At 41.4% G+C, this 25,763-nt stretch carries 37 protein-coding genes and 1 pseudogene; 15 read left to right on the forward strand and 23 right to left on the reverse strand.

Annotation, left to right across the window (positions count from 1 at the left end):
- Nucleotide 1 precedes the first annotated feature (1 nt).
- The gene (locus C2759_RS08220; RefSeq protein WP_215354547.1) at nucleotides 2-397 is read right to left on the reverse strand and encodes a thiol-disulfide oxidoreductase DCC family protein; all 396 of its coding nucleotides are present in this window, start codon (nucleotides 395-397) and stop codon (nucleotides 2-4) included.
- A 5-nt stretch (nucleotides 398-402) separates the two neighbouring features.
- The gene (locus C2759_RS08225) at nucleotides 403-672 is read right to left on the reverse strand and encodes a TIGR03643 family protein (protein ID WP_215354549.1); all 270 of its coding nucleotides are present in this window, start codon (nucleotides 670-672) and stop codon (nucleotides 403-405) included.
- A 71-nt stretch (nucleotides 673-743) separates the two neighbouring features.
- Between C2759_RS08225 and C2759_RS08230 the strand changes: the two genes are divergently transcribed.
- The 3 genes from C2759_RS08230 to C2759_RS08240 are packed head-to-tail and all read left to right on the forward strand — an operon-like array spanning nucleotide 744 to nucleotide 2,461.
- Complete coding sequence (locus tag C2759_RS08230) at nucleotides 744-1,439, forward strand: SDR family NAD(P)-dependent oxidoreductase (protein WP_215354552.1); 696 nt, start codon at nucleotides 744-746, stop codon at nucleotides 1,437-1,439.
- Nucleotides 1,440-1,446: 7 nt separating this feature from the next.
- Complete coding sequence (locus C2759_RS08235) at nucleotides 1,447-2,028, forward strand: histidine phosphatase family protein (protein WP_251366951.1); 582 nt, start codon at nucleotides 1,447-1,449, stop codon at nucleotides 2,026-2,028.
- 52 nt (nucleotides 2,029-2,080) lie between these two features.
- Nucleotides 2,081-2,461 carry a DUF2237 family protein gene (locus C2759_RS08240; protein ID WP_215354555.1) on the forward strand — a complete coding sequence of 127 codons (381 nt, stop codon included), beginning with the start codon at nucleotides 2,081-2,083 and terminating at the stop codon, nucleotides 2,459-2,461.
- 4 nt (nucleotides 2,462-2,465) lie between these two features.
- Here C2759_RS08240 and C2759_RS08245 read toward each other — a convergent pair whose 3' ends face one another.
- Both C2759_RS08245 and C2759_RS08250 read right to left on the reverse strand, forming a co-directional pair.
- Nucleotides 2,466-3,728 carry a DASH family cryptochrome gene (locus C2759_RS08245; RefSeq protein ID WP_215354557.1) on the reverse strand — a complete coding sequence of 421 codons (1,263 nt, stop codon included), beginning with the start codon at nucleotides 3,726-3,728 and terminating at the stop codon, nucleotides 2,466-2,468.
- The gene (locus C2759_RS08250) at nucleotides 3,725-3,925 is read right to left on the reverse strand and encodes a DUF2256 domain-containing protein (RefSeq protein WP_215354559.1); all 201 of its coding nucleotides are present in this window, start codon (nucleotides 3,923-3,925) and stop codon (nucleotides 3,725-3,727) included. The genes C2759_RS08245 and C2759_RS08250 overlap by 4 nt, the downstream gene beginning before the upstream one ends.
- A gap of 60 nt (nucleotides 3,926-3,985) precedes the next feature.
- On the opposite strand from C2759_RS08250, the gene C2759_RS08255 reads away from it, so the two are divergent.
- A complete protein-coding gene (locus tag C2759_RS08255) occupies nucleotides 3,986-4,894 on the forward strand; it encodes a histone deacetylase (protein ID WP_215356740.1) in 909 nt (302 codons plus the stop codon).
- Between the two features lie 72 nt (nucleotides 4,895-4,966).
- Here the strand turns inward: C2759_RS08255 and C2759_RS08260 are convergent, their stop codons facing one another.
- From C2759_RS08260 to C2759_RS08275, 4 genes are all read right to left on the reverse strand, one after another.
- Entirely contained in the window at nucleotides 4,967-5,425 is a 459-nt protein-coding gene (locus tag C2759_RS08260) for an ion channel (RefSeq protein WP_215354560.1), read from the reverse strand.
- Between the two features lie 148 nt (nucleotides 5,426-5,573).
- The gene (locus tag C2759_RS08265; protein WP_215354562.1) at nucleotides 5,574-6,146 is read right to left on the reverse strand and encodes a phasin family protein; all 573 of its coding nucleotides are present in this window, start codon (nucleotides 6,144-6,146) and stop codon (nucleotides 5,574-5,576) included.
- A 102-nt stretch (nucleotides 6,147-6,248) separates the two neighbouring features.
- Entirely contained in the window at nucleotides 6,249-6,467 is a 219-nt protein-coding gene (locus C2759_RS10585; protein ID WP_251366952.1) for a hypothetical protein, read from the reverse strand.
- Nucleotides 6,460-6,630 (reverse strand): hypothetical protein, encoded by a 171-nt coding sequence (locus tag C2759_RS08275; protein WP_215354564.1) that lies wholly within the window; start codon nucleotides 6,628-6,630, stop codon nucleotides 6,460-6,462. The genes C2759_RS10585 and C2759_RS08275 overlap by 8 nt, the downstream gene beginning before the upstream one ends.
- Before the next feature lie 228 nt (nucleotides 6,631-6,858).
- Here C2759_RS08275 and C2759_RS08280 point away from each other — a divergent pair, with 228 nt between their 5' ends.
- From C2759_RS08280 to C2759_RS10620, 4 genes are read left to right on the forward strand one after another with little or no spacing between them, the layout of a single operon-like run.
- Nucleotides 6,859-7,323, forward strand: coding sequence for an Hsp20 family protein (locus tag C2759_RS08280; RefSeq protein ID WP_215354566.1), 465 nt, complete (start codon nucleotides 6,859-6,861; stop codon nucleotides 7,321-7,323).
- Nucleotides 7,324-7,379: 56 nt separating this feature from the next.
- Entirely contained in the window at nucleotides 7,380-7,598 is a 219-nt protein-coding gene (locus C2759_RS08285; RefSeq protein WP_215354568.1) for a hypothetical protein, read from the forward strand.
- Between the two features lie 3 nt (nucleotides 7,599-7,601).
- Nucleotides 7,602-7,781 (forward strand): hypothetical protein, encoded by a 180-nt coding sequence (locus tag C2759_RS08290; protein WP_215354570.1) that lies wholly within the window; start codon nucleotides 7,602-7,604, stop codon nucleotides 7,779-7,781.
- The gene (locus C2759_RS10620; protein ID WP_256441199.1) at nucleotides 7,778-7,903 is read left to right on the forward strand and encodes a hypothetical protein; all 126 of its coding nucleotides are present in this window, start codon (nucleotides 7,778-7,780) and stop codon (nucleotides 7,901-7,903) included. The genes C2759_RS08290 and C2759_RS10620 overlap by 4 nt, the downstream gene beginning before the upstream one ends.
- A 12-nt stretch (nucleotides 7,904-7,915) precedes the next feature.
- Here the strand turns inward: C2759_RS10620 and C2759_RS08295 are convergent, their stop codons facing one another.
- Entirely contained in the window at nucleotides 7,916-8,395 is a 480-nt protein-coding gene (locus tag C2759_RS08295; protein WP_215354572.1) for an arsenate reductase ArsC, read from the reverse strand.
- Between the two features lie 163 nt (nucleotides 8,396-8,558).
- Here C2759_RS08295 and C2759_RS10590 point away from each other — a divergent pair.
- Nucleotides 8,559-8,837, forward strand: a pseudogene (locus C2759_RS10590) (NADPH-dependent FMN reductase); the annotation flags it as partial.
- Nucleotides 8,838-9,226: 389 nt separating this feature from the next.
- Here the strand turns inward: C2759_RS10590 and C2759_RS08300 are convergent.
- Entirely contained in the window at nucleotides 9,227-9,490 is a 264-nt protein-coding gene (locus C2759_RS08300; RefSeq protein ID WP_215354574.1) for a RodZ family helix-turn-helix domain-containing protein, read from the reverse strand.
- Between the two features lie 90 nt (nucleotides 9,491-9,580).
- Here C2759_RS08300 and C2759_RS08305 point away from each other — a divergent pair, with 90 nt between their 5' ends.
- A complete protein-coding gene (locus C2759_RS08305; protein ID WP_251367061.1) occupies nucleotides 9,581-10,030 on the forward strand; it encodes a polymer-forming cytoskeletal protein in 450 nt (149 codons plus the stop codon).
- A 106-nt stretch (nucleotides 10,031-10,136) separates the two neighbouring features.
- On the opposite strand, the gene C2759_RS08310 is transcribed toward C2759_RS08305, so the two are convergent.
- The gene (locus tag C2759_RS08310; RefSeq protein ID WP_215354577.1) at nucleotides 10,137-10,415 is read right to left on the reverse strand and encodes an HU family DNA-binding protein; all 279 of its coding nucleotides are present in this window, start codon (nucleotides 10,413-10,415) and stop codon (nucleotides 10,137-10,139) included.
- A gap of 740 nt (nucleotides 10,416-11,155) precedes the next feature.
- Nucleotides 11,156-11,389 carry a hypothetical protein gene (locus C2759_RS08315; RefSeq protein ID WP_215354580.1) on the reverse strand — a complete coding sequence of 78 codons (234 nt, stop codon included), beginning with the start codon at nucleotides 11,387-11,389 and terminating at the stop codon, nucleotides 11,156-11,158.
- A 303-nt stretch (nucleotides 11,390-11,692) separates the two neighbouring features.
- Between C2759_RS08315 and C2759_RS08320 the strand changes: the two genes are divergently transcribed.
- Entirely contained in the window at nucleotides 11,693-11,872 is a 180-nt protein-coding gene (locus C2759_RS08320) for a hypothetical protein (RefSeq protein ID WP_215354583.1), read from the forward strand.
- Nucleotides 11,873-11,875: 3 nt separating this feature from the next.
- Here C2759_RS08320 and C2759_RS08325 read toward each other — a convergent pair whose 3' ends face one another.
- Nucleotides 11,876-12,052 (reverse strand): hypothetical protein, encoded by a 177-nt coding sequence (locus tag C2759_RS08325; RefSeq protein WP_215354586.1) that lies wholly within the window; start codon nucleotides 12,050-12,052, stop codon nucleotides 11,876-11,878.
- A gap of 253 nt (nucleotides 12,053-12,305) precedes the next feature.
- On the opposite strand from C2759_RS08325, the gene C2759_RS08330 reads away from it, so the two are divergent.
- Nucleotides 12,306-12,467, forward strand: a complete 162-nt coding sequence (locus C2759_RS08330) for a hypothetical protein (protein WP_215354589.1) — start codon at nucleotides 12,306-12,308, stop codon at nucleotides 12,465-12,467.
- 109 nt (nucleotides 12,468-12,576) lie between these two features.
- Complete coding sequence (locus C2759_RS08335) at nucleotides 12,577-13,119, forward strand: GNAT family N-acetyltransferase (protein ID WP_215354592.1); 543 nt, start codon at nucleotides 12,577-12,579, stop codon at nucleotides 13,117-13,119.
- A 13-nt stretch (nucleotides 13,120-13,132) separates the two neighbouring features.
- Here the strand turns inward: C2759_RS08335 and sixA are convergent, their stop codons facing one another.
- The 4 genes from sixA to C2759_RS08355 all read right to left on the reverse strand — a co-directional run bounded on the left by sixA (nucleotide 13,133) and on the right by C2759_RS08355 (nucleotide 17,124).
- Nucleotides 13,133-13,615: a phosphohistidine phosphatase SixA gene (gene sixA / locus C2759_RS08340; protein ID WP_215354595.1), complete on the reverse strand. Its 483-nt coding sequence runs from the start codon at nucleotides 13,613-13,615 to the stop codon at nucleotides 13,133-13,135.
- A 69-nt stretch (nucleotides 13,616-13,684) separates the two neighbouring features.
- Nucleotides 13,685-14,278 carry an SRPBCC family protein gene (locus tag C2759_RS08345; RefSeq protein WP_215354598.1) on the reverse strand — a complete coding sequence of 198 codons (594 nt, stop codon included), beginning with the start codon at nucleotides 14,276-14,278 and terminating at the stop codon, nucleotides 13,685-13,687.
- 246 nt (nucleotides 14,279-14,524) lie between these two features.
- A complete protein-coding gene (lplT, locus tag C2759_RS08350) occupies nucleotides 14,525-15,862 on the reverse strand; it encodes a lysophospholipid transporter LplT (protein WP_215354600.1) in 1,338 nt (445 codons plus the stop codon).
- A complete protein-coding gene (locus C2759_RS08355) occupies nucleotides 15,859-17,124 on the reverse strand; it encodes a glycosyltransferase family 1 protein (RefSeq protein WP_215354603.1) in 1,266 nt (421 codons plus the stop codon). Before C2759_RS08355 ends, lplT begins: the two co-directional genes overlap by 4 nt.
- Nucleotides 17,125-17,240: 116 nt before the next feature.
- On the opposite strand from C2759_RS08355, the gene C2759_RS08360 reads away from it, so the two are divergent.
- Nucleotides 17,241-17,876, forward strand: coding sequence for a hypothetical protein (locus tag C2759_RS08360; RefSeq protein ID WP_215354606.1), 636 nt, complete (start codon nucleotides 17,241-17,243; stop codon nucleotides 17,874-17,876).
- A gap of 21 nt (nucleotides 17,877-17,897) precedes the next feature.
- Here the strand turns inward: C2759_RS08360 and C2759_RS08365 are convergent, their stop codons facing one another.
- Nucleotides 17,898-19,550, reverse strand: a complete 1,653-nt coding sequence (locus C2759_RS08365) for an aminotransferase class III-fold pyridoxal phosphate-dependent enzyme (RefSeq protein WP_251366953.1) — start codon at nucleotides 19,548-19,550, stop codon at nucleotides 17,898-17,900.
- A gap of 53 nt (nucleotides 19,551-19,603) precedes the next feature.
- Here C2759_RS08365 and asd point away from each other — a divergent pair, with 53 nt between their 5' ends.
- Nucleotides 19,604-20,488, forward strand: a complete 885-nt coding sequence (gene asd, locus C2759_RS08370) for an archaetidylserine decarboxylase (protein WP_215354609.1) — start codon at nucleotides 19,604-19,606, stop codon at nucleotides 20,486-20,488.
- 23 nt (nucleotides 20,489-20,511) lie between these two features.
- On the opposite strand, the gene C2759_RS08375 is transcribed toward asd, so the two are convergent.
- The 5 genes from C2759_RS08375 to C2759_RS08395 form a co-directional block, all read right to left on the reverse strand.
- On the reverse strand, nucleotides 20,512-21,129 hold the full coding sequence (locus C2759_RS08375) for an SRPBCC family protein (protein WP_215354612.1): 618 nt from the start codon (nucleotides 21,127-21,129) through the stop codon (nucleotides 20,512-20,514).
- Nucleotides 21,130-21,169: 40 nt separating this feature from the next.
- Nucleotides 21,170-21,610: a tautomerase family protein gene (locus tag C2759_RS08380; RefSeq protein WP_215354616.1), complete on the reverse strand. Its 441-nt coding sequence runs from the start codon at nucleotides 21,608-21,610 to the stop codon at nucleotides 21,170-21,172.
- Nucleotides 21,611-22,085: 475 nt separating this feature from the next.
- A complete protein-coding gene (locus C2759_RS08385) occupies nucleotides 22,086-22,829 on the reverse strand; it encodes an ABC transporter substrate-binding protein (RefSeq protein ID WP_371816901.1) in 744 nt (247 codons plus the stop codon).
- Nucleotides 22,830-22,906: 77 nt separating this feature from the next.
- On the reverse strand, nucleotides 22,907-23,749 hold the full coding sequence (locus tag C2759_RS08390) for a DUF5522 domain-containing protein (RefSeq protein ID WP_215354618.1): 843 nt from the start codon (nucleotides 23,747-23,749) through the stop codon (nucleotides 22,907-22,909).
- Nucleotides 23,750-23,813: 64 nt separating this feature from the next.
- Nucleotides 23,814-25,745, reverse strand: a complete 1,932-nt coding sequence (locus C2759_RS08395) for a TonB-dependent receptor domain-containing protein (protein WP_215354621.1) — start codon at nucleotides 25,743-25,745, stop codon at nucleotides 23,814-23,816.
- Between the last annotated feature and the right edge of the window lie 18 nt (nucleotides 25,746-25,763).

Here is a 25,763-nt window from a genome sequence, read left to right on the forward strand (position 1 = left end):
TTTATTTATGTTTACGAGTTGTATTGACCAACCACAAGGCAGACGGTCCAAATAGACCAGAAATAGCATGTCTGTTCTTGGCAAAAAAACGATAGGCCCAGGTCAATATAGGGCGCAGGCTTGGTCGAGAAAACAACCAAGCTAACTTCGGTAAATTCGCTCTCGCATAGGCGGCTGAGAAAACATCCACACCATTAATCAGCTCACCATCGTCATACTGAGCGTACATCGAATCTAAGGCCTGTTGGCAAGATACGCCAACCTCATCAGCGCTGTAACGATTTGAGTTCACATCTACAAAGCTCAATAAACCAGCTTGATTGCGGTCAGACAAAAATAGAATCTCTGCCTGACATAGAGGACAAAGACCATCGTAGAACATAGTGAGTTTCTTCATTGTCTCTACTTCTGCTTGTATTGCATCGAGCAATAGGCGCGGGTTACCAGCTTACTTCTTAAGGCGACATGCTTGGTTGCCCTACCGGTTACCCGCTGACGCCATAGATTAAACGAGCCTCTCTTGAGCTCTTTACGCATCAGCGCAATCACTTGTGGCTCGGATAGCCCAAAATTTTGCTCAATCGCATCAAATGGCGTGCGATCTTCCCATGCCATCTCGATCACCCGTGAGAGATCGGCGGCGGAGAGTGCTTGAGTTATCTTGGTGCCCATCAAGCAAGTTTAAGACTTATTCAATAAACTAGCTGAGCCTGCTTTCACCCGATACTTGAGCCTCTTTATCTATGCCCCTAGTTCCAAAACCCTTTCGCGCTTTGATTATTGGATCCTCTGGGACTATTGGGTCAGCATTTATGGAGCTTCTAGAAGCTTCTCCTGATTGTGAGGTGGTTTGGGGCCTCAGTCGCAACTCGGCGCAGCCAATTAACTACCAAGATCTCGGCACGATTGAATCTGCTGCAGCTAGTCTTATTCAGGAAGGTCCTTTTCAGCTCATTATCAATACGATTGGTGTATTGCATTCTGAACACTGGATGCCTGAAAAGAAATTGGATGATCTCAACGCCGAACAGTTACAGGTATTGATGCAGACCAATGCCATTGGCCCTGGACTCACAATCAAGCATTTTTCCAAATTACTTGACCCAGCGGGATCCGTTATGGCAACCCTCTCCGCTAAAGTAGGCAGCATTGAGGACAATCGTTTGGGAGGCTGGTTTAGCTATCGCGCCTCTAAGGCGGCCCTGAATATGCTGATTAAAACAGCCTCAATTGAATTTGCCAGAACCAAACCCAATACGGCCTTAGTGGCTCTGCATCCAGGAACCGTAAACTCCCGTTTATCCAAGCCCTTTAAGGGCGAGCAGATAGGCAGACCTGCTTTAGATGCTGCAAGCGATATGCTGGCGGTTTTACTCTCACTTCAAAAAACTGATTCAGGAAGTTTTCTGAGCTACTCCGGAGAAAAGTTACCTTGGTAACCTAATCATGATGATCAAATTTTTATCCCCATTGCTGATTGCGCTCACCACCCTCATTGGAGCCCATAGCAGCGCTCTCGCCCAAACTGAGTTGGCTAACGCAATGCAAGATGGCCAGCACGTCTTACTCATGCGACATGCTGACGCGCCTGGGTACGGAGATCCAGCGGGCTATCAATTAACGCAGTGCTCCACCCAACGCAACCTGGGTGAAGCAGGCAAGCGCCAGGCTCAGCTGACTGGTGAATGGCTAGCCAAGCAGGGAATTACTAAAGCGCAGGTCTATAGCAGTCCTTGGTGTCGTTGCTTTGATACAGCAATCCTTCTAAATAAGGGTGCTGTTACCAAGGAAGCAGCGCTGGGTTCTTTTTTCGACGATATGAGTCAAGCCAAAAAGCAAACTGATGATTTAGCTAAGCTCATTCGCGATGAGCGGATTAAATATCCAAAAGCACCGATCATCATGGTGACTCACCATGTCAATATCCAATCCTTTACTGGCAAGGTTCTTAATTCAGGGGATATGATTTTGGTAAAAGTAAATTCATCTGGTCAAGCTTTGTCGCATAAGCTCTACCCTAGCCCGTAACTTTATGCATCAATCCATTAATCGTCCATAGATCACCACTTAAAGAGCATTCATGTCTACTGAACTACCCCTCAATGTTTTAGGTCAACCCCTGGTTGCATGCTCGTTTGATCCGCTCACTGGATTTTTTAGAGATGGTTGCTGCAAGACTAATGAACAAGATATTGGTAGTCACCTAGTCTGCGCGATTGTGAGCAATGACTTTCTACAATTTAGCCTCAAGCGCGGCAACGATCTCATTACCCCGCGTCCTGAGTATCAGTTCCCAGGACTGATTGCTGGAGATCAGTGGTGTCTTTGTTTGAACCGCTGGATAGAGGCCTTAGAAGCCAACTGTGCGCCTAGGATTAAGCTAGAGAGTACGCACATCAACGCTTTGGAGAAAGTCTCGCTAGAAGTACTAGAGCAATATGCAGCAGTAGAGCAGTTATAAGACCCTATTGAGGCGAGAGCCAAAGTTTGCGATAGATTTCTTTTGGATCGTGGTCTTGAGTTTGTTTGGCCACATTAAAAGGTCTACCACCCCTAGGATCCGTTCCGCGTCCAGCAATGTAAAGCCAATTGCCTTGATTGCTATAGACGTCATAGTCCATTAGCTGAGATTCAAACCACGCTGCACCTGCGCGCCAATCACCTTTCATATCGTATATCCAATAACTAGCCACGATCTGACGCATACGGTTCGATAGATAACCACTCTGATGCAACTCGTGCATACCTGCATCAACTAAAGCAGTGCCCGTAGTGCCTGTACGCCATTTTTCAAAGCTAGATGCATAAGAAAGTTTTACGGGTACGCCAGTTAAGCCGCTGGCGCGATACAACTTCTGACCATACTTGAAGTGAATAAAACGGAAGTAGTCACGCCAAAGCAACTCAAACCAAAGCCAATAAGTACCATCATTGGCGCCATAGCGATTTTCATACTCGTTGATTTGCGCTGCGATATCCCGCGCTGAAATACAACCTAAAGCCAACCATGCTGAAAACTTACTGGAGTAATCTCTACCAATAAGTTGATTGCGAGTCTCCTTATAACTATCAGGAAGACGTCGCTCTAGATATTGACTGAGGTGTGCTTGTGCAGCAGTAGCGCCTCCCAAAAAGAAAGGGTGAAGGTGAGACTCAGATTGAGGGCTACAGGACAATGTTGAGCTCCGAGGTAAGCCTGCCGGCAACATCGGAATCTGCTTAGGCGCATCGATGGGCTGAGCGAACTTGAGTTGCGCCCGCTCTACCTCACGACGAAATGCCGTAAATACATCGGGCATTTTTTCCAAGGCGAATAGAAAGTCTTGTGGATCCAACATACTTGATTGCCAGAACTCTTCAACATCAACACCCTGCTCCTGCAAAATTCGGACTTGCTCAATTTCTTCAGGCGCTTCGATTTGCTCACAATAGATTGCAATTGCAGCAGTATCTTTGACTAGCTGCAGCAATACTTCCGCTGACTTGCCGGATAGCTCCAACAGGTCTGACCCTTGAGCTTGAAGCTGAGACTTTAAATCATCTAAGGATGCCCTTAAAAAAGTCTGCCGATGCGGTCCTTGTCGCTCAAAGCCATAAACAGTCTCTTGCTCTTTAGAATCGTGCACATAAACTGGCACGAGCTGGTCAGCTTTTAAACATGCTTCTACGAAGGCAGAATTATCTGCCAAACGTAAATCATTTCGAAACCAATAGATGATGACTGTCACTGATTCTTTCCACTAGTGCTAGCTGCGGTACTTATAGTTGATTTTTTAGACCGGCAAGCATCAGAGCAGTACTTCACCTCATCCCAATTTTTAGCCCAAGACTTACGCCAAGTCATTTCTTTGCCGCAGACCATGCAAGTCTTAGTAGGCAAAAATGATTTGTTTCCTTTAAAACCCAATTTTTCAGCTCGAGCCATACTTACCTATTCAAAAACGAATAGACTATTCAATACATTCAAGAATCAAGAAAAGTCCAGATCGCATTGAAAGCCTTTTATACCGACCACTATGTTTTACCACTTCCACCAGGACACCGCTTTCCGATGGAAAAGTACAGCCAGCTACGTGATTTGGTAAGCCAGCTTGTAGGCTTAGAGCTAGTAGAGGCTCCCGCCGTCTCTGACACTCAAATTCTGTATGCGCATGATCCTAGTTATCTCATCAAAATCCTCTCGGGCAATTTGAGCCCTAAGGAGCAGCAAGAAATTGGCTTTCCTTGGAGCGAGCTCATGGTGGAGCGTTCACGTCGCTCTGCTGGCGCTACCCTTGCTGCTGCGAAGGTGGCGCTGAATGAGGGCTTAGCCGCCAATCTCGCTGGCGGTACGCATCACGCTTATCGTGATAAAGGAAGTGGCTTTTGCGTTTTTAATGATTCCGCCATTGCCGCCAGAGCACTCCAAAAGGAAATTAATCCACACTTGAAGGTTGCCATCATTGATCTGGACGTTCATCAGGGTAATGGCACTGCTGCTATTTTAGAAAATGACTCTTCCATATTCACCTTATCGATACATGGGGAAAACAATTTCCCTTTTACAAAAGAACGTAGCGATCTTGATGTTGGTTTACCAGACAAAACAGGAGATGCAGCCTATTTAGCGACGCTTCATCAAAGCCTAGAAATATTAGATACGCGCTTTAAGCCCCACTGCATTATTTTCTTAGCGGGAGCCGATCCCCACGAAGGAGATCGCTTAGGCAAGCTCAGCCTGACTCAAGAAGGAATGCGACAACGAGATAAAGCTGTTTTTCAGTATGGCTTAGATCGCCAGATTCCAATTGCTTTTAGTATGGCGGGCGGATATGGCAGAGAAATTCAGTCAACTGTAGATATTCATTTTCAGACCATCCAAACTGCACTTCAGTTTGAACAGCAATACGGTTGATTTACCCTGCATTGCGCTCACTATGATTTGTATTCGAACCGCCCTACTTTTATCAGCGCTAATTAGCACCACTCAGTGCTGATTCGATTTATAAGTAGTCCAGTACTTCTGCATCTCAATGAATAGAAATGAAGCAGACCAAGTAATTAAGATAAAACCGGTCAGCGCTTCCACTCCAGTCAAATAGCGAAGGTAGCCCTGCGCCACAATCTCACCGTAACCTAAAGTTGTAAAGGTAACAAATGAGAGGTAGGCACAATCCAATAAAATGCCATGGCCCGAAAGCTCACCAACGAGACCGCCCATGACAGGGAACTGCAAGGTAAAGAAGTAGCCTAAGGCAAACACCCAGATCTCCACTACATGCGCCATGAAAATAGCGCCAACCCCAACTAACACCCGAAAACGAGGTGCTATATGGGAGATTCTAGGTAGTAGTTTATCCAGCTGAAAAAGGGCTTCGTAATGCAATAGGATCGAAATCAGTGCCAGAGATCCATTAATGATGAAGGCAGTGATGAGTAGCATCATTAAATTATCCCCCATTGTCTGGGGGATAAATAATCAACCAGTAATGATCGTGTCGCTTTTTAAGGCATCTACTTTGGCAAAGTACTTTTTAATACACTAAAGAAGTGATAAGCCCTCAAAGAGAGCTTATCAAAATAACCAATGCTATTTAAGCAGCAATAGCTCTAGTCTTTTTAGATGCCCCCTTTTTAGTAGGTGCATATTGATCGTGAAATGAGTTAAATGTGCTTTCAATAGTTTTCTCGAAATTTACATAAACATCTTTTGATGCATTGTATGCCTGATCAAAGCTTTGCAAGCTAGCATCCAGCGTGAACTCAAACATGGAAATAACTGGTCCTGAACCAGCAGGAGCTGAACCAGTAATTTCTTTGGCCAATTTTTTGAGCTCAGATTTAGAATCATCAATCGATAATTCAATCATCTTGACCACTTCTTTATTGCTCTTGCTAATGACTTTAGCTACCTTACTCTGAATAGCCGATACCTCAGAGATCACTTCTTGAGCTTCATCAGTTTTGAAGATATCTAGAGCTTCTTTAGGATCTTTAATGGCAAGCATATGAGCTGCTTTGGTGTGAGCAGTTGCCACTACTTCTTTTGTTACATCAAAGTGGATCTCAGTCATTGCCATGGCATTTTCAATTGCCAATTGAGCTAGCTCATGTGCTGATTCAATCGCTTTTGCTTGGGTTGCGACCAATTTTTCAGTTTGATTCATGGTGATTCTCCTTAAGGTTTGGATTAATAAAAAATAAAAGCTAATGTTGCATTGCAGCATGCTAAATTGGATTTATGAAATTTTTATGACAGGAAAAAGCACCTACTTCATCGGAGCGCCAACCTCTACTGAATCTTTGCCAGAGGGTGATGCACTACTTTGTGAGGCAGCGCTGTTTTGATCCTCATTCGATTTGCTGGGGCGGGAAATCTTTTGTTTGGCCCAATCAGCACTAGTGGAAATATCTTTGCCCACACCTGCAACCGTGTTGCACGCTGTCAAGCTCATCAAACAGCTGATAGCCATTGCGCGCTTAATCATTTGCATAGCCTTCACGGCCCTCATCATGTCGAATAAAGGATTCTTCTATTAAATCTCTACGACTCCTTTGATGCAGATATTCAAAGATCAAGCGTTTGAGCTTTGGTCTGGTAATTGGCTCCTGTGTATTTTCCTGGAGCTCTAAATGATCAACTTCGAGCATTGCTTATTCTCCAATTTATGATTTTTGTGAATAAATTATCAAAAATTTATGAAACGCAAATAACCCCAGTTCCATTGGGGAAATTTTTTATTTTCAAGCTATACATATTGTCAAAAAAATAGATTTCAACCCTCTTGAAATTCAAAATTAGCGCCCATAAATAAAAAATACCTAGGCGCCTTCGGGGCCTGGGAAATTGTGAACTTGCTTAAATTTAAGGAGAAAACGATGTCTTATCCATTTGGTAGAAATGTATTACTTAGCTCTGTTGGTTTTGATCGCCTGATTAACGCCATGGAGGAAATGAGTTCTGGCGAGAACTTAAATAAGGCTCAAAGCTATCCTCCCTACAACATCATTAAAAACAATGAGCGTGACTATGCAATTGAAATTGCTGTAGCCGGCTTTAAAAATGATGAGATTGACATTACCGCTGAAGGTAACAAACTGACCGTTACCGGGAAAGTCAAAACGGAGCAGACCGGCGAATACCTACATAAGGGTATTGCCAACCGAGACTTTAGCCACGACTTTACTTTAGCTGAAACGGTAATTGTGCGCTCTGCTGATATCGAGCATGGCTTACTGATAGTTAAGTTAGAGAATGTCATTCCGGAAGAGAAACTGCCGCGTAAGATTTTGATTGGCGGCAATTCTAAGTTAGTGATTGAGGAAGTCAAAGAAGCTGCCTAATCCGGCATGGCTAGCCAGGTGAACCCAGGCTAGCCAATCAAGTAGATATTGCCATTATGTATATACGCATTCATCACGGAATCATTGCCAAAAAGCGCCCAGATGACCGAATTGAAGTGGAATTTACACCACTCGTTGCGAATGACTACTTCGCCCAAATTCTAGAATCTGGATATATTGAAATTACTAAAACCAATAGTGAGAAGGCTTTTTTATCTACTGAGAAATTCGCCCAACTAATTGAGGCTAATGAGCTTCTCGTCATTGAGAAATAATTTATGAATAATCAAAAAACCTACCTATTAGGTCTTGCGGCATTAGTTTTTCTAATGGGCTTTTTATTAACCCATTGGGATGGATCACATCCTGTAACAAGGGAGATAGCATGGGTTTTAAAGCAACTGCCTGATGTCAAAACAGTTGAGTATTTAGAAGCTTTAAAGGACGGCTCTAGATGAAGATATCTGAGGCCAAGGACGATCAACCATGCCACCTCCTAAAAAATGAGAAACTATCCGAAGGTGGTTTTGTTGATGCTTGGTGGCGCCAGGCGGAATCGGTCAGGGCCGAGGATGCTTAATTCTTTTGGGAATCAAGCCTTGGCATGAATCTCTTTTAAACTCATTGAGTCCAGCTTTTCTAACGGCATAGATGCCAAGAGCTCAATACGCTTTTTCAATCCAATCATGACATCTTTAAATGCCTTACGCTTTTCTTCATCGCTACCTTGAACTTGCGATGGATCAGGAAAGCCCCAGTGAGCTGTCGCTGGGTTACCGGGCCATACTGGACAGACTTCACCGGCGGCATTGTCACAAACAGTCACAATGAAATCCATCTTGGGAGCATCAGGCAGGCCATACTCATCCCATGACTTAGAGCGTAGCTTATTCTCGTCGTAGCCCATCTCTAAGGCTAACTCTCTAGCGAAAGGATTGACAGCTGTACCAGGGGTTGATCCCGCGGAATATCCAACAAATAATCCGCTTTGATGCGTGGATGCCAAAGCCTCCCCCAATACTGAGCGAGCAGAGTTGTGGGTACATAAAAAGAGAATGTTGTATTGTTTCATTTGGCTCAGATCCTACTTATCGTTGATTGATTTTTTGATTGTACGTAATCTATTTTGCCAATCTATGAAAGTTTTATTACAGCCAGTTACTCATTACACTCCACCTATGACCGACCTTCCTAATATCGACAAAGCGCTCTTTCAAAATCCTGATAATGAAAAGCTACAAGTTAGCGCTGTAAGACCCTCTTAAGGTAAGACTCCCGCTTTATTAAAAGTGAGCGGCGACTCTCAATCATTTAATGCTGTATATCAAATGAGAATCCTAGGTAGATGAATTGGGATGATCACGATCCTCAATCAATCGTCAGCGCCCAAAGCATTTTTATAATTTGATGATAACAATCGCATGAAACCTTCGGCTAATTACGGCCATGTGGTTGATATCATGGAAGCGCTGGTTAAGTTCACTTTATTCAATAGATCACAATCGCGCATATTAATTTTGGGGTTTTTGAATATTTGGCCTGCCCAGCACGATTCGAACGTGCGACCTACGCCTTAGAAGAATTCGTGGCTGCTGGAAAGTCAATATATTTATATGGCTTGAAATATAAAAATGATGCTGCGCGAGATCTTTACCATCCTATGAAACTAAGACCTTGTTAATGATTGACTGTTTTAACTAATAATAGATTTCAAACTTTAATTTAAATCTTCAAACTCAATCTCAGGTCCATCTTCCACCTGATAAGAGATAAGCATAGACTTTCGATATACATCTTGAACTTTGGACATGGCTTCTCTCAAACTCTCACCATGTATTCTGATCTTTGAGGTATGTGATCCACTTTCATCAAAATGACGAACTTTAATAGTCCAATACATTACTCAACCTACTGACTCACTTGAAGATAGAAACTGGTCTTCCGAAAGGCCAAGGTAATTGCCGATCTTCTTAGCAGCTTGTATTTTGATGTTCATTGTGTAAAAGGTGGAAAAACTTTCAGCTTCTTCAATCTCTCTTATGTGCCACTTTTTTAGGCAGACAGCTTTAGCAAGTTCTTCATAGCCTAAGCCCCTCTCCTCACGTGCTACCTTCAGCACTTCTTTGAGAATCACAATGACTACCTTTGTTTTAGGTGCTAGAAACATAGAGGCCGATTAAATAGTTGTCACAAACCGATGCTAGAGTAAGTAATTGACAGTTTTATTACTAATCATTAACTGAGAGCGGTAGTGACTATGTTTTTTAAAAAGGAGATAGAAGCGCCCCCAAATACACAATCAGAGATGATTCCCTCTAAAGACTCACCTCATAGCGAGGAGATTGGTGAAGCAATTCAAAGTGCGCCAACTTTGCCAGAAGAGCAAAATATAAGGCAGGCAGGAAATCTAGTTGTTGGCGAGGGGGTTCGCTTACGAGGTAGTTTCAACGTTCCCAATAAAACCACCGTAACCGGGTTAATTGAAGGTAGCCTTGCTACGACAGAACTATTAGTTGGGAAAGAAGGTAGAGTCCAAGGCGAAATCAATTGTCAATTAGCCGATATTGCTGGGAACGTTGAAAACGATCTTCAAGTTCATATCGCCCTTACAATTCGGGCAAGCGCAGTAATCACAGGCAATATTTTTTACCAAGAGATTACGATTGAAAAAGGTGCCAAAATTAGCGGCCAATTAGCCAGACTTTAATTGGGCTGAAATAACTTGGCTTAAAGTTACACAAAGAGTCAGCCAATAATCCTCATTTCTGCAATCGATAATTTACTCATTAACGCCTCACTTTGCATCTATCAGATTAAGAATGATTAACCTGTCTTTTAAAAGCTGAGCTAGCTCTAAAGCCAACTGATTTCATGGCTGGAATTTGCACCGAGAGCCCAGTGGAAGGGTTGCGCCCCACTCGAGCACTTCGACTCACTTGGAGAAACGAACCCAAACCTCCAATCTGAACTACTTCATTTGCGCTAACCGCCTCCACAATTCGATATACGATTGACTCTAATGCAAGCTTAGCAACAGTATCTGGGATATCTGCCCCGACTGCAATCAACTCTATTAGCTCTACTTTATTCATATGGCTTTTATTTCTTCGGCTTCAATATTTCCTAATTTCGTTAAGAAATTTAGCATGGCTATATGTCAATCAGTAACGCATTAGTCAATCAATTGTCATGAAGTAATTAAATATTCAAGCGGCCATTGCTCCGTATTACAAGTGAGTCTTGCTAGAAATTAATGAAAAAGATAAGCTTTAACAGCCATACAAATACTATCTTTATTAATTCAGGAGTCCCACACCACTCAACTGTCGTTTTTAACCATCATCTAAGCGCTTAAACGAGAGATTTTTTTCATCGTGATAGACATGTAATTTTTAGATGATCACACTTTCGCTTGCAAGGTGACTGAGAGTAAAAGTAATTTCATCAAAAAAAATGCAATGCCTATCCTCTTCAGTCTATAGGTCAAAAACCTGAATAGATCCTGGAGCAAGCGATGACAATTCATTATTATTTTAGTGAGTATGATGATTCATTTGATGAGTACACAGATTCAATTAAGCACGATCTTTTAAAAGAGCGACTTACATGGCAACACCGAATCCGAAAACAACTTCATTTGGAATATCAATTTTATGATGATGATTTCGAATCAAACTTCGATTAACGAACATTTCCGTCCAATAGGCTGGTGCACTCTTATTCAAATATTTCTCACCACCAATACTTGAACAAATGAGGCCCAACACACGCGATGGTAATTAGAGCAAATACAGCCTTAAACCACAGGTGCTAGCATTAATTTTTAGTCTTATTACTCAAACTCAAGCTCGAGATGCAGACAAAATTCTGCGTCAGCTAGCTCTGCACATTCCGCAGCATTCATCTGGTCTTCAAATGACAGTTGCGCAAAACGCTCTGCGGCTATGAAATTATTTTCCCTGTAGTTATCTAATGCTAATAACTGATTCCATGCCGCCTTTTGATAATACTCAGCAGACATTCTCCTGAGATTGATAATTTTGTCACTTAGACTTTGATTTAGCATTTTTTATCTCCTTCAATTTTTATTGAACTTGATTGTGATGCTCCACTTTTCTCATGACATCTCTGTGAATGCTTTAAAGTTTTTGTCACATTTGAAGCCCTTTTATCAAGCCCAAATATGACAATTTCACCTCTTAAAATTTAGCTCTCAATATTTCAGTTAACGATAGATTTGTCACATTTATTGATTGAGAATGCAATCTACTTATGGGAGATGAAGAGCAATTCTGCTCCTTTCCGGTCTCCTCAGTTTGCTCTAACAGCCCATAGGTAACCACTTCTAATTAATTTAGGGAGATCGCTAATGACTACCTTTACTACTGAAGATCGCGAGCTTGCTGAAAAAGAACCCATACCCTTTTATGGCTACTACCATTTAACCGATCCATCGCCAAAGGATATGAACCCACTTTTACATCCGGTATTAAAGAAAATACAACTGGAATACCGGGTAGATGACAGCAGCGAGGATTTGGAAGATTAGGTCTTAATGCTCTTTATGTTTCTTGCCCAATTTTTCAGGCTTACCGTTGCCATAAAGACACCACTCTTTAATTTCCTCAGTGAGGACTTCAAGTTCTTTCATCTTGAGCTTTCTAAAGTCTTCCAGCCCAATAGTTCCAGTCTGATTTAATTTCTCAACAGTCTCTAGCAATCTACTCATAGGAATGTCCCTTCTCATCTATATAAGGTGGGGCTTACATTCGATCCCGTAACTTTATATTGACAAAAAGACTGTCAAAATCAAATTGCTACATTTTTTCCTCCTTGTAGGGGCTTAGTTAGAAATATTACATTTTTTATAGAAATAATGGGGTTTTTAGTGTCAAAAGTACCTTGCTGTCATGCAACATACTTGCAAAGGTGATAATTTAACTAAGTATTAACCCTAATACATTTTAGATAAGGAGCCTTAAATGACACAATTATTGAGCCTCTTCAATCAAGTTTTTGGTGACCAATCCAAAAGCAAGGATTTAGAGCATTTCATCAATAGCCGCAACCCTAATAGCCACCAGCAATTAGAAGAACTCACTCGTGATTACCTGTATCACTTCACCACTTCAAGAGGACTTTAAATTATGAGAAATATTGAGCGAGTAATTCAAGATCTTTGGGCTGCATGGTTAGATGCTAGATCTGCGCAGGCAAAGTATTACAACAAGCATAGTCATATTGAGTAATGCCATGTTGATTACTGAGTTTCTATTGCGAAATCAGTATTCAAAATATGGATCTTGGTTAAAAGCCCAAGATCCACAAACTCTTCATGACTACTTTGGTCATTCAATGAGTAAGAAATCCATTGATAGCCTAGTTAAACAGTTTGCGAGTGATCCTAAAAATAATCATTTTTTAGTGGCTAAGATCGAAGGCAAATGGGCAGGCACCATTCATATTGCCTCGCGTGAGTCTGAAGTAGAGTTTGGTGTCATTGTGAGCCCTCAATATCGCAAGCAAGGTATTGCTAACACCATGATGGATGAAGCTATCACGTGGGCTCGCAATCGCCATTACCGCCACCTTTTCATGCACTGCATTAGCTGGAATCGCCCGATTAAACGTCTCTGTGAAAAGCATGGCTTAGTACCACGCAATATGATGGATGATTCAGAGGCCAATTTGATACTTCAGCCACCAACACCGGCAACTTTTTTTAAAGAGCAGATGAGTGTTGCTATGCGAAATTGGTTAGCATTAATCCGGCTACAAAGATTAAATTCGGCCTAAAAATTTACGGGACTTAATTTAGCAGCCTCATTTTGACTAATGATGCTTTATCTAAATGCTTCCAATCTTTAAATTCGAAGGAAAGCTCTATTAATGCGCAGGTCGACATAAAAATTGATTCACCGGCAATTAATAAAACGAAATCCTCTAATGCGGGGTTATGGCCTACAAGCATGACACTTTTGATTTTCTTATGCAATTTTCTTACTATCGCCAACAACGCAGTGGAATCTGCCTGATATAACTTTTTATCAACTTCTAAAAATCTTTGCTTATGATCAAGTTGATTCGATATGATTTGAGCAGTTGTGATGGCTCGAATTGCAGGACTTGTGAGAATAAGATCAAATCTAATTTCTTTTTTAATGAGTTTTGTGGCCAATTTTCTAGCATCATCAACACCTCTATTAGATAAGGCGCGATCCTCATCTGAAGACTGAAGAGTTGCACTTTCAGCTTTAGCATGTCGTAAGAGGTACAAAGATCTTGTATGCATCGTGACCCTCATTAGCAATTCAAACCACTCTACTGCTTAAATGTAATCCTGACTACTCCTTATAGAAAATCATAATGAAGCCAATTTCGCACAACTCCCACCCAAAGTATTTTTTTGCAGCATCACACGATCGGCCATCATTTCAAAGCGCTTGGTAGCACTATTTTCCATAAAGAATCTAATTAAAAAGAATGGGATAGATGTTTCCAGCTCAAATGTTGCGTGATGTGTAAAACGGGTACCATTTTTATCGGGCTCAATAGTCCAGCTACCTTTATAGGATTTTGCATCACCTTCTATCTGGATGAATTCCTGACGTTTATCCGAAACCTCCGAAAACTCCAAGATTGAGCGCAGGAGAATGGGATAAAACAACACTCTCTCTTCTGCAATCCTTTCAACCTGAACTTTATTACCAGCCCTAGAGAGTACTTTAGAGTCCCTAATACCGGGGATATTTTTAGCACCTTCGTAATCGGTTAAAAAAGCATAAGCTTGACACTCATTAACCGGTGCCACGTAAGTAGCTTGCACTTGAAAACCAGAACCGGATCTTCCTACAAATACCTTTAAATCAAAAGGCACTCCATCACTGGCAGCAAAGCAGGCAAGGGGTATTAGCAAAAGCTGCAAACATAAAATTCTTGCTAAAAAAATACCCATAACACCCTCAAATTTAGAATAAGCTCTTATTCTTATTTTAATTTATGACCGCTTGATGGCAATTTGACGATATTTTTTGATAAAAATAAAAGCAATCCGTCAATGCTTTTTCTTAGTTACTCATTGAATCACTAAAATTGAACACTATATATAATACTTTTTGCATTCTTGAATCAAATATTACGCGACTAAAAAATTATCGCTATCGATTAAAACTTTATGTATTGCCGTTGTGATGTGAGCAGCTTACTTGCCCAATAGTGAAATTGTCTGGGCTATTTGATTTTCTATTGGATCTACAGCTCGTTTACCTAAGCGAAAATATTGATACATGATCAATAGTGTTAATACAGTAACCGATCCACCAAAGCCTAAAATGATCAGTGGAAGGCTTACATCAAACCATAAGAGTGCCGAGTAAATTAACAACATCAACAAAACAGCAATATTTTCACAAAATCCTTGAGCAGCAATTGACTGGCCGGTAGACATTAATGCATAGCCTCTAGATTGCAATAAGGCATTCATGGGAACTACAAAGTAGCCAGATAAATAGCCTAAAAGCATGAGTAAGATATAGGCGGGCAGATGGTTTAGAGTAAATGCTATCGAAGATAGATTAAAAATCACGGTTGGAGGCAGAAGCCCATCATGATAGATCGCCATTCCACAAACTACGAATCCCATCATGGCACCATAGGGCAAAACCTTAGTAGAGCTTTTAAGTGACACAGTATATGCAGCATAAACTGCACCAGCGGCCACACCAATTGCTGAAACAGCTTGAAGTGCAGCACTCTCAGCGAGATTCATGTGCAAAGCATATTGAGCCCACTTGAGCATAATAAATTGCAGTGTCGCCCCCGCACCCCAAAATAAAGTGGTTACCATCAAAGACAGTTTTCCAAGATGGTCTCTAGATAACGTAGTCAAACAGACTGCAAACTCCTTTAAAAGGAATTGGTAATCTAGCTTTAGCTTATTAAATGTCAGTCCGACATTAAATATCGGTAAGTTTAAAAACGCTGCGAGTAAATATAAACAGGCAATAAAAGAGATGGCAATCTCGATAAGGCCATACGAACCTGTTTGTAAAAGTTCAGGAGTGAATTTGACCAGTGATTGATTCAGGGTGTCGCTAATGAGAAATCCACCCAGTAAAGTACCAAAAATAATGGCAGCAATAATTAAACCCTCCATCCAGCCGTTGGCAGCCACCAATTTATCCGAAGGAAGTAGCTCAACTAAAATTCCATATTTAGCGGGAGCGTAAAGAGCCGCACCAATTCCAACGATTCCATAACCCAATAATGGATGCAAGCCAAAAAAAATCAATATGCAACCACCTGTTTTAAGGATGTTAGAAACCAGCATGACCTGACCCTTAGGTCTTGAGTCTGCGAATGCACCAACGAAAGGCGCAAAAATCACATAAGGAATAACAAAGAAAATTTTCAGTGCTGGAGAAAACCAACTAGGCTCACTCATTTGAACCAACAAAGCAATGGATGCAATTAGTAGAGCGTTATCTGCTAGGGAAGATAGAAATTGTGAAGAAGCAACGACGTAGAAAACACGATTCATTGTTTAATGCAGGCTTCGCTTAAAGCAAGGGCATTCATCTTTTTTTCTTGTAGAGGATGACTGTGCAAGAGCTCGATGTAATTTTGAATTAAATTAGCTGTGACAGATTCCCAGGAAATATTCAAGGTAGTTTGTCGAGCATTTTTTCTTAAAGCATCTAACTCGGGGCCTTTCTTTAACAATTCCAAGCTTTGATTAACGAAGCTATTCGGTTGGTTGCAGTCAGCCAACATTCCGTTTACCCCACTCTGAATAACTTGACCAGCAGCTGCGTAGTCATATGCCAATACCGCTAAGCCACTAGCCATTGCCTCTAAGGTAACATTCCCGAATGTTTCACTTAAGCTTGAGAAAAGAAATATATCGCCACTAGCATAGTACTGAGCGAGACTTTCTCCAGACTGAATACCTGCAAAAATACTGTTGGGGCATGTAAGCTCTAAAAAACTTTTTTGTGGCCCATCGCCAACCCATACTATCTTCAGATTTGGCTTGACGGCTAGCATCGCCTTAAAAGCGCTCACAGTCACCAGTAAGTTTTTCTCTGATGCCAGTCTACCAACGTAGACAACAACCTCTTCATCACCCTTAACGCCCCAGCTTTCTCTTAATGCTTTCGATCGCTTGGAAGGATTAAATAAATCAGTATCAATCCCTCTGGCTAGCACTCTCAGCCTCTCAAAACCAGCATTGTGAAGCTGATTTTTAAGCCCTTGGGTCGGGACCATGGTGAAGTTTGTTCGGTTGTGAAAATACTTCATGTATTTTTGTATAGGGCTTTTTAACCAACTCAAACCGTAATGAGATGAATAAGCATCAAAGTTAGTTCGGAAATCTGAGCAGATAGGAATGCCTAGTTTTTTAGCAGCCTCTAGCGCTGACCAGCCAAGAGGACCCTCTGTCACGATATGAACTAGATCGGGGCGATTCACTGACCATTCCTGGAGGAACATCCCTCGCCTAGGTAGACCAATTTTTAAAGAGCTATAACCAGGGATAGGAATTCCTTGAGTCAATATTTCCTGAAAATGAGCCTGGGTTACGGGGCTATCACCCCTTCCTTGACGCGGTCTTATGAGCGTGATCTGGTGGCCTAGATCCCGTAAGCCTCGGATGAAGCGGGCTAATGTGCTTGCAACTCCATTCACCTCTGGAGGGTAGGTTTCTGTGACGATGGAGATATTTAAGGGCTCGACTAAAAGAGCATTATTTTCTAGATGATTATCTACGCAAGTCATTGACTGAGTATTCGTTAATTTCATAACAGTTTTATGACAGTCTCAGTCTTGACTGTCTTGTTACTGTCATATTTAAACTGTAAATATACGTAGGCGTCACTATTTTGTCATGATATTCATTCTAAGTATTGGAAACTAAATTGATTCATTTTCTAGAAACCTTAAAAAAGCAACGGTGGGATGATCATCGCTACTATCACCATAGCCGAATCAACCAGTCATTACACTTAGTTAGTGCAATCAGCTTTTTGACTGCTTATGTTTTACTTTTTATAGATCCTATTGCAGCATCATTGCTTGCATGGCTTGTTGCCATGACAACACGACAAAGTGGTCACTTCTTCTTCGAGCCAAAAGGTTACGATGAAGTAAATAAAGCAACGCACGAATATAAAGAACAAATTAAAGTGGGCTACAACCTCAACAGAAAGGTCGTTCTTCTCTCGATATGGGCCGTAATCCCACTGCTAGTCTGGGCTAACCCAATATGGTTGCAAAAATTTGTTGCTCTCAATACCTTCACAAATACCGACGGATTCATAAGACAGACAGGGTTGCTATGGCTTTGGCTTGGCGTTGGCGGGGTTTTGTTCCGCACATTCCACTTATTCTTTATTCATAATGTGGAAGCTGCCTTTGCCTGGATGACAAAAATCATGACTGATCCGTTTCATGATGCAAAGATTTATGCCACTTCCCCACTATATTTACTGAAGGGTCAATTAATCGACCCAATGGATCATGGCAGCTATGAGGAAGAACCGCTTCCTCAGTAAAATCTCCACTAGAGAAATGATTTAGGACTTTCTACCAAAAATCATTTCTTTAAGAATTTGTCGCTTGATGATTTTGTTTGTCAAGCCACCTTCATTCCACCACCAACCATCCTGTTTCATGGCTTGAGCGGCGCGAATGAATTTTTCTTGCACGATAGCCATATCCGCATCACTGTAATTCAAGCTAAAGATAAATCTTCCAGTCCCAATCCAACTGAGTGCCAAACCCTGCTCCTTTAGGTAGTACTGAAACATCCAGTTGTAACGAGATGGCTCTGTATAGCAAATAGTCCAAATACTAGACATATTCACTACCTTGACAGGCAAATTAAGTGTTAGAAGACTTTCGTTCAGATCGTTTGCGCGACGGTCCCAAACGACATCCAAGTCAGAGTAAATCTTTTTAACCGGATCAGTATCTAGACTCTCTAAGAAAACTTGCATAGCACCCATCACATAAGGATGAGAATTAAAGGTGCCTCTTGCAAAACAGATATCAGCGGGCTTGTTTGCTTTAAATCGCATCATCAGTTCTTTTTTGCCACAAACGACGCCGATTGGCAAACCACCGCCCAGAGTCTTTCCATAGGTCACCATATCAGCCTTAACCCCAAAGTACTCTTGCGCGCCACCTAGCGCCAAACGAAAGCCTACAAAAACCTCATCAAAAATTAAGACGATGCCTTTATCGCTGCATACCTGCCTGAGTTCCTTGAGCCACTTTGTATAGGCTTCACGATCAAAAAATGCATTACGTGAACTATCCAAAAGAGATGAATCGCCAGGAGCACCCTTATTAGGATGTAAGGCCTGAAGTGGGTTTACTAACACACAAGCAATATTCTTTTTATTACGAAGAACGCGCAGCGTATCCTGATCAACCTCTTTTAGCGTATAGGTTTCCCGCGGAGGAAGTGGGTTACCTATGCCTGGTTGAACATCCTCCCACCAGCCATGATAGGCTCCACAGAACCTGACAACATGACTCTTTTTAGTGTGATATCTAGCTAAACGAACCGCCTGCATAACTGCTTCTGTACCCGACATATGAAAAGAGATCTCATCATGTCCAGAAACTTCTTTTAAGCGCTTGACGTTATCTGCAACGATGGGGTGATAAAACCCTAGAACAGGGCCTAGGTCGGAAACTCGCTTTGCCCCCTCCTCTATTGCGTTCTTATAAAAATCGTACCCAAGAACGTTGACGCCATAGGAACCAGTCAAATCATAAAATATATTTCCATCTAAATCCGTCATTGAAACGCCAGAGGACGATTGCATGAAACTACCGGACTTTAGATGCTTGCTAACGAGATCGCTAAATTGAAAGGGGACGCGATATCTTCCTGTAAATTGAAGATCTGATATCACTTCAGCAGCCTGATTAGTCAACTCAACGGATTTTGTAAAACGCTCTTTGTAAGCTTTTGATAGACGCATAAAGCCCGCCTCTCTTAAAAGCGCGATTTCCTGAGGAGCCCCATCAACCTTAAAAAAGACGTCCTGATTAAATGAGTAATGAGGGATTAAACGAGCCACCCGCTTGGCCATTCTAGAGTGCCCAGCCAATGAAGGATGTTTTGCCATAGAAAGTTGCAGTCTTGTATAAACCTTCTTAATAATCCAAAGACCGAGGCCAGCACCGAATATACTTAGCGCAAGTTGGTTTTCCATCAATACCCCCATTAATATTCATTACTCTTTTACTTCATTTATTTGACACAAATATGTCAATCAAGAAAACCATACAAAATCTCTTATCCCAGGAAGATCTAAATTTTCTTTTAACCAATCGCATTCCTCGAAATACCCTGACTCGCTTTATTGGGTGGTTTAGTAAAATCGAAAACCCCTTGATCGCCTATGCCTCTATCAAAATTTGGCAATTCTTCTCTGCTTTGGATCTAACAGAAGCAAAAGACACCCACTTTAAAAGCATGCATTCCTGTTTTACGCGCGAGCTTAAGCCCGATGCGAGACCAATCCATCAGGACCCAGATATCCTCAATAGTCCCTGTGATGCATTAGTGGGTGCATTTGGCCAAGTAAAGGATGGGGAAGTTTTTCAAGCCAAGGGGTTTCCATACACCATCAAGGATTTAATACCTATCCCCTCTTTGGCTATGCAATACGAAGGCTGTGATTATGTAACTCTCAGACTCACTTCTAGCATGTATCACCGCTTCCATTCACCAAGCTCAATGCGCATGAAAAGAGTGACCTATATTTCTGGGGATACCTGGAATGTCAATCCTATTGCACTAAAAAGAGTCGAGCGACTATTTTGCAAAAATGAAAGGGCAGTTCTTGAATGCGAGCTCACCGATCAGAATGGGTTAGATACAGGGGCTACATTGACTATTGTTCCAGTTGCAGCAATTCTAGTTGCTAGCATTCGCCTGCACTGTCTTAATCTTCTTTTACATCTTAAATACCAAGGTCCTAATACTATTGAATGCGATGTTCAATTTAACCGAGGCGAAGAAATGGGATGGTTCCAACATGGCTCAACCATTATTGTCTTTGCACCAAGTAACTACCGATTACTTGAGAACCTTAAACTAGGGGACGCTATTCGTATGGGTGAGCCCCTATTTAGAAAGATTAACTAAGATCTTGACCGATACCGTTAATATTACCTGCAGGCTAAATTAAGAGCATCACGATTCTTATCCATTGCTTGAGCAATATTCTCAAAGCTCTTTTGCATATTATTTTTCATAAAATATTCAATCACCCCTTTAGGGACGGAAGAGTTGGGCTCTAAGAATGCTTGATAACGTACCTGGACTCCTTTATCGCCTGTTTTAAGACGCCAACTGCCTGAATAAGCCTTACTATCACCCTTCGTTTGAACAAAGTTCAAACCTTGATTTAGCTGTTCTGTGTACTCAAGAACAGAATGCATCCTTAAGGGAAAAAGGAGCACTCTTTCCTCAATCAATCTTTCTATGGTGACTTTATTGCCTTCTCTCTTTTTAACTTTAGATTCAATCAAACCGGGCGTCATCCTAACATCCTCATAGTCCGTTAGAAAAACATATGCCTCACACTGACTGACACTGGCAATATAACTTGCTTCAATAGAAAATCCAGCGCCTACTCTATCAATACTGACTTTTAAATCGTATGGGGAAGAGCTCTGATCTGCTCGAGAATGCTGATTGAAAAAAAGCGCTAGCAAGAGGAAGGAGATTTTAAAAACTGTACTACGGTAATGCATAGCATGGAATCTTCTTAATAGACTATTCAAATTATTTCTTCTTGCTTATGATCAATCATGATTTAAAAGATTAGGAATTAAGGCGGGTTAATTTGTTTTGTATAGAAGCTGGCAATGTTGCAAACCATGCCTTATCACTACCCACAGATGGCAAAATTTGTCCGTATTCAATCATCAGGGATGGTGCAAGTTCGTCAAGATATGCCCATATTTGATGACCGGTAAGCTTGGTGATTTTTTGAATCGCAATTTCGATCTCAACTAGCAATTGCTTTCTGATCTGCTCACTTCGTCCATTTCTAATCTGGCCACTCAGAAAAATATGGGGCTCATCGAGTAAGACGCCCCCGATAAAACAGTCATGAAGATCTAGCTCTTTAAAGATAACTTGAGCAAAGTAAGCCTCAGCACCTGTGACATTTGCATGAATCTTGGTAATTTCTTGCGCTAGGGTGAACTTTTGAAAGGTATTTAAGGATATACCCGCATGATAGATGCTGTATGTTGCCATCTAAGTCTCTTGAATAGATAAAGGTTAATACTAGTGGTGGTTTATTAAATATTTATTACAGGATAGGTACAAAGAGTATTTGACATGCTCAGCGTTACTTAAAGTCACGCTCAAAAGACAAAACCCCCACCATTTCTGATGAGGGTTTGCTTTACTGGTGGGCCCACCAGGACTTGAACCTGGGACCAAAGGATTATGAGAGCAGAAGCCCATGATAGAGCCATATAAATAGGGGGTCTGCGGGTGGTCAGTATCGGTGTGTAAGCAAATGTGTAAGCAAATTCACGAATCCATAAGAAGCTCTAGCTCACTCTTTGGTTTTCGAAACCAAAGGAATTTTGGAGCAACCATCTAACACTTCGTTGCTCCAAAGTACTTTTTGGTGAGTGAGCGTTACTTTAAGTAACGCTTACTTTTCTGGACGGCAGCTAACGACCCAAAGAGGACATTCACCAAGAAAACATAAAAATCTAATTTATTTAGATTTAAGAATTTGCCAATTCTCAATGATTTGATGAATCTGCTTTATTCCATCTGTCAGTGCTGCAGGCCCTGGTTGAAGAATATAAGAAGATTTAATTTCAAATAGCTGCTGATTTTTTACAGCAGAAATAGTAGACCATCCACTTCTTTGCGCAACCCGTTCGCTACGAAATTTTTTACCACACCACGATCCGATAATGATATCAGGATTCCTATCAATCACTAATCCCTCATCATGAATTATTCTGTTTTTAGCTAAAGACTGAGCTGCCAGTTCTGGAAAGCAGTCTTGACCGCCTGCAATTTCAATGAGCTGTGAAACCCATTTAATACCAGAAATACATGGGCTATCCCATTCCTCAAAATACACCTTTGGGCGAACCGTAAAACTTGATACCTTAGTCTGTATAGATTTAAGGTGCGCCTGAATTAATTCAATTTGTCTAACTGCCTCCTCAACCTGACCAACGAGAGAGCCAACTTGATAAAGCATCGAAAATATTTCCTCAACGCTTCGTTGGTTAAAGATTGTGACAGGAACACCATTACGAATCAATGAGGATGCTATATCTGCTTGTAAATCTGAAAACCCAAAAATATGATCGGGTTTAAGAGCCAGGATTTCATCGATTTTTGCACTTAAAAAAGCGCTAATTCGTGGCTTTTCTTTTCTTGCTTCTGGAGGTCTCACTGTGTAGCCAGATATCCCAACAATACGCTCTTGCTGACCTAGCATGTACAACCATTCCGTCGTTTCCTCAGTCAGGCAAACGATTCGACTCGGGAATTTTATATCCACAGAAGACATGTTATTCAAACTGGACTTTCAACATAAGCAATCCAATTTGATGGGTATACAAAAGTATGTCCTTCTCCATTTTCAAGCATGATGTCAATATTAGATTTTTCTAGTTCTGTAACTAATTCTGGAGTGTATGGAGTACCCGTTGGCAGAACCCCGTTTACTGTTTTTACATCAGTAGAAAGAGTGATTGATAGATTCATTCCCCTTCTATACTCCCATAATCTAGAAAGAAGTTCTTTGTAAGGGGTGCCAAAAAGAGGGGTGAATACTTCGTACTCAGACCAGGTATCGACTCGCCATTTACGTATATCTTCTAAGTGCAAGTCACCAAAAACTAGTCGTTCGATAGAACAACTCGTTCGATCTTGAACCATTACTAGAGCCTCTTCAATAGCTTTTTTATAGTCACTATTGGGATAAAGAGGAACTAAGCATAAAGGAATCTTTAAGAACTCGGATTGTTTTGCAATATTTTTAATATGGATGTCTTGAATTGATACTCGATTTGTAAGTGTGCCAAAACTCGTTAGCAATACAACGTTTCTTTTTTCTTCAAGTAAGTGCATTAAAGTTAAAAAGCTATCCTTGCCGCCAGACCAAAAGAGAACGTCCAACCCACCCTCTTTTGGAGTCCAATTCATGAGTATTGAATTAGCTATTTGTAGTTCGGTACGCTTGTGATTATTAACATTAATATGACCATATGGACAGTGACGGCAAGAGTTCCCACAGCATTTACCCTGCTTTAGAAGAGCATCACTTGTTAGCACTTGATATCCTGTAGCAGGGTCAATATAAGTACTTCGACCCTCATTGCATGCTGCTAAATGCAAATCACCTACATTAACCATAATTACCATCCCTACTATACAAATAAAAGGCCACCTAATGGTGGCCGTAGATCGTTAAAGATTACTATTTCATGGCATAACGAGCTCCAACAAAGACGTTAGAGCCTGGAGTGTTGTATCCATAGCTTAGCTGGTAGTCTTTGTTGAAGATATTATTCCAACGTCCAAATAAGGACCAATCTTTGGTAAGTTCATAATTACCATACAGGTTATAAATTGCATAGCCGCCCATGTAGCCGGTATTGTCGTAATTAGTACGATTAGCCTGGAAAGTGCCTTCAGCTCCTGCAGTCAATCTAGTGTTTTTGTACTCCGTGCCAATATTTCCAAATTGACGTGCTCGTTTGGCTAAAACATATCCAGTACTCTGATCAATTGGGTTCTGTTGATCAAAAGAGCCTCGAATACTCATGTTACCGAATCGAGTTGTGCCACCAACTGATAAACCAGTAATCTTTGCACTTGCTACATTACTCGCACAGCCGTAATTAGGGGCGGTATTTATTTGGGTTGAAGTGCAAGGAGGGGATGTGCTTGAGTACTGGATTAAGTTTGCAATTGAGTTGCTATAGGCAGCTAAACGAAGATCATATTGCCTAGTTTCGTAGTTAAGTCCAATTTCACTATTTTTACTTTTTTCTGGCTTAAGCGTTGGAACTCCATAGACTGGATAGTACATGTCATATAACGAGGGGGCCTTAAATCCTGTGCCGTAATTAATATTTGCCCTCAGCTGCTTTGTAAAGAAATAACCGTATGCAAGGTTACCAGTGGTCTGTGGACCATACCCCGTAATGCTGTCATTACGGATGCTGGCATTGCCCAGATGTGATCCACGCTTTAGTTGATAGGCGCCAGCAAAAGAGTTTGTTGTTTGACTGAGATTTAAAGCGCCATCAGTTGCAGTTGCAGTAGCAACTTTTCGCTCAGCAACAAGCTGGATTAAATCGGACCCTACGTTAATATCATTTTGCCATGTATAAATATTTTGTCGTGAATTACTAATGGCATTACTGGTTGGAGTAAGTGACTGTGATAAGTCATATGATTGTGAAGCTTGAAGAAGACTTTTCCAGTTCTGGGTAATTTGATTTTTTGAAAAAAGCGAATATGTGCTCACGTCATTGACTTGATTCCCAATTGGCTTGGAAGCTGAATAAACAGCATACTGGTTATTATTTCTTGCGGCAAATACTTGCAACCCAAATTCTTGCCCGCGTGCCCATTCCTGACTTATTTTTCCAGCCCCTCCACTACGTGTATATCCCATATTTGAGCTGGTGTTAAATGAATTTCTAGAGGCATTATTTTGTGCAACGCTATTAAATCCGGTAGAAACTTCTTGCGTTGCACTTACGGAGTATCGAATCTTTTGATCACCAGATGTACTGCCGTAGAGACTTACATCTGAGATCGAGGTGCCGTAAGAGCCATATCCAGTAGAAGCACCAACTTGCATTGGACCATCACCTGTTTTAGTAAAGATTTGTACAACACCACCAATGGCATCAGATCCATACAAGCTACTTTGCGGACCAAAAATGATTTCAATATGATCAATTATTGATAAAGGAATAGCTTGCCATGCAGGTGAGCCGGTTAGGGTCGACTGAGACCGAACTCCGTCAATTAATACCAAGGTTTGATTGGAGTTTGATCCCCTTAAAAAAACACTGGCAATTCCTCCGTTACCACCACTGCTGGATATTTCAACGCCACGCTGTCTTTGTAGCAGCTGCACTAGGCTCGACTGCGCCGCATCTGCAATTTCTTCTGGCCCAATATAAACGTAGTCTGCTAGAACATCATCGGCCTTAGTTGGCGTTCTTGTTGCGGTGACAATAATTGGATCCAACTGATTATTCAAATTTGATACCGAAACGGATGATGCTGCGTTTTGGGCAAATGCTACTGGCTGAGTAAAACTAAGCCCTATTGATGCAACTAAAAATACAAAAAATGCGCTGTTGTTTTTTTTGGATATGCTGCGAAACATACTGAATACCTCAATGTG

The organism is Polynucleobacter sp. MG-Unter2-18, from assembly GCF_018687675.1.
Taxonomy (GTDB): domain Bacteria; phylum Pseudomonadota; class Gammaproteobacteria; order Burkholderiales; family Burkholderiaceae; genus Polynucleobacter.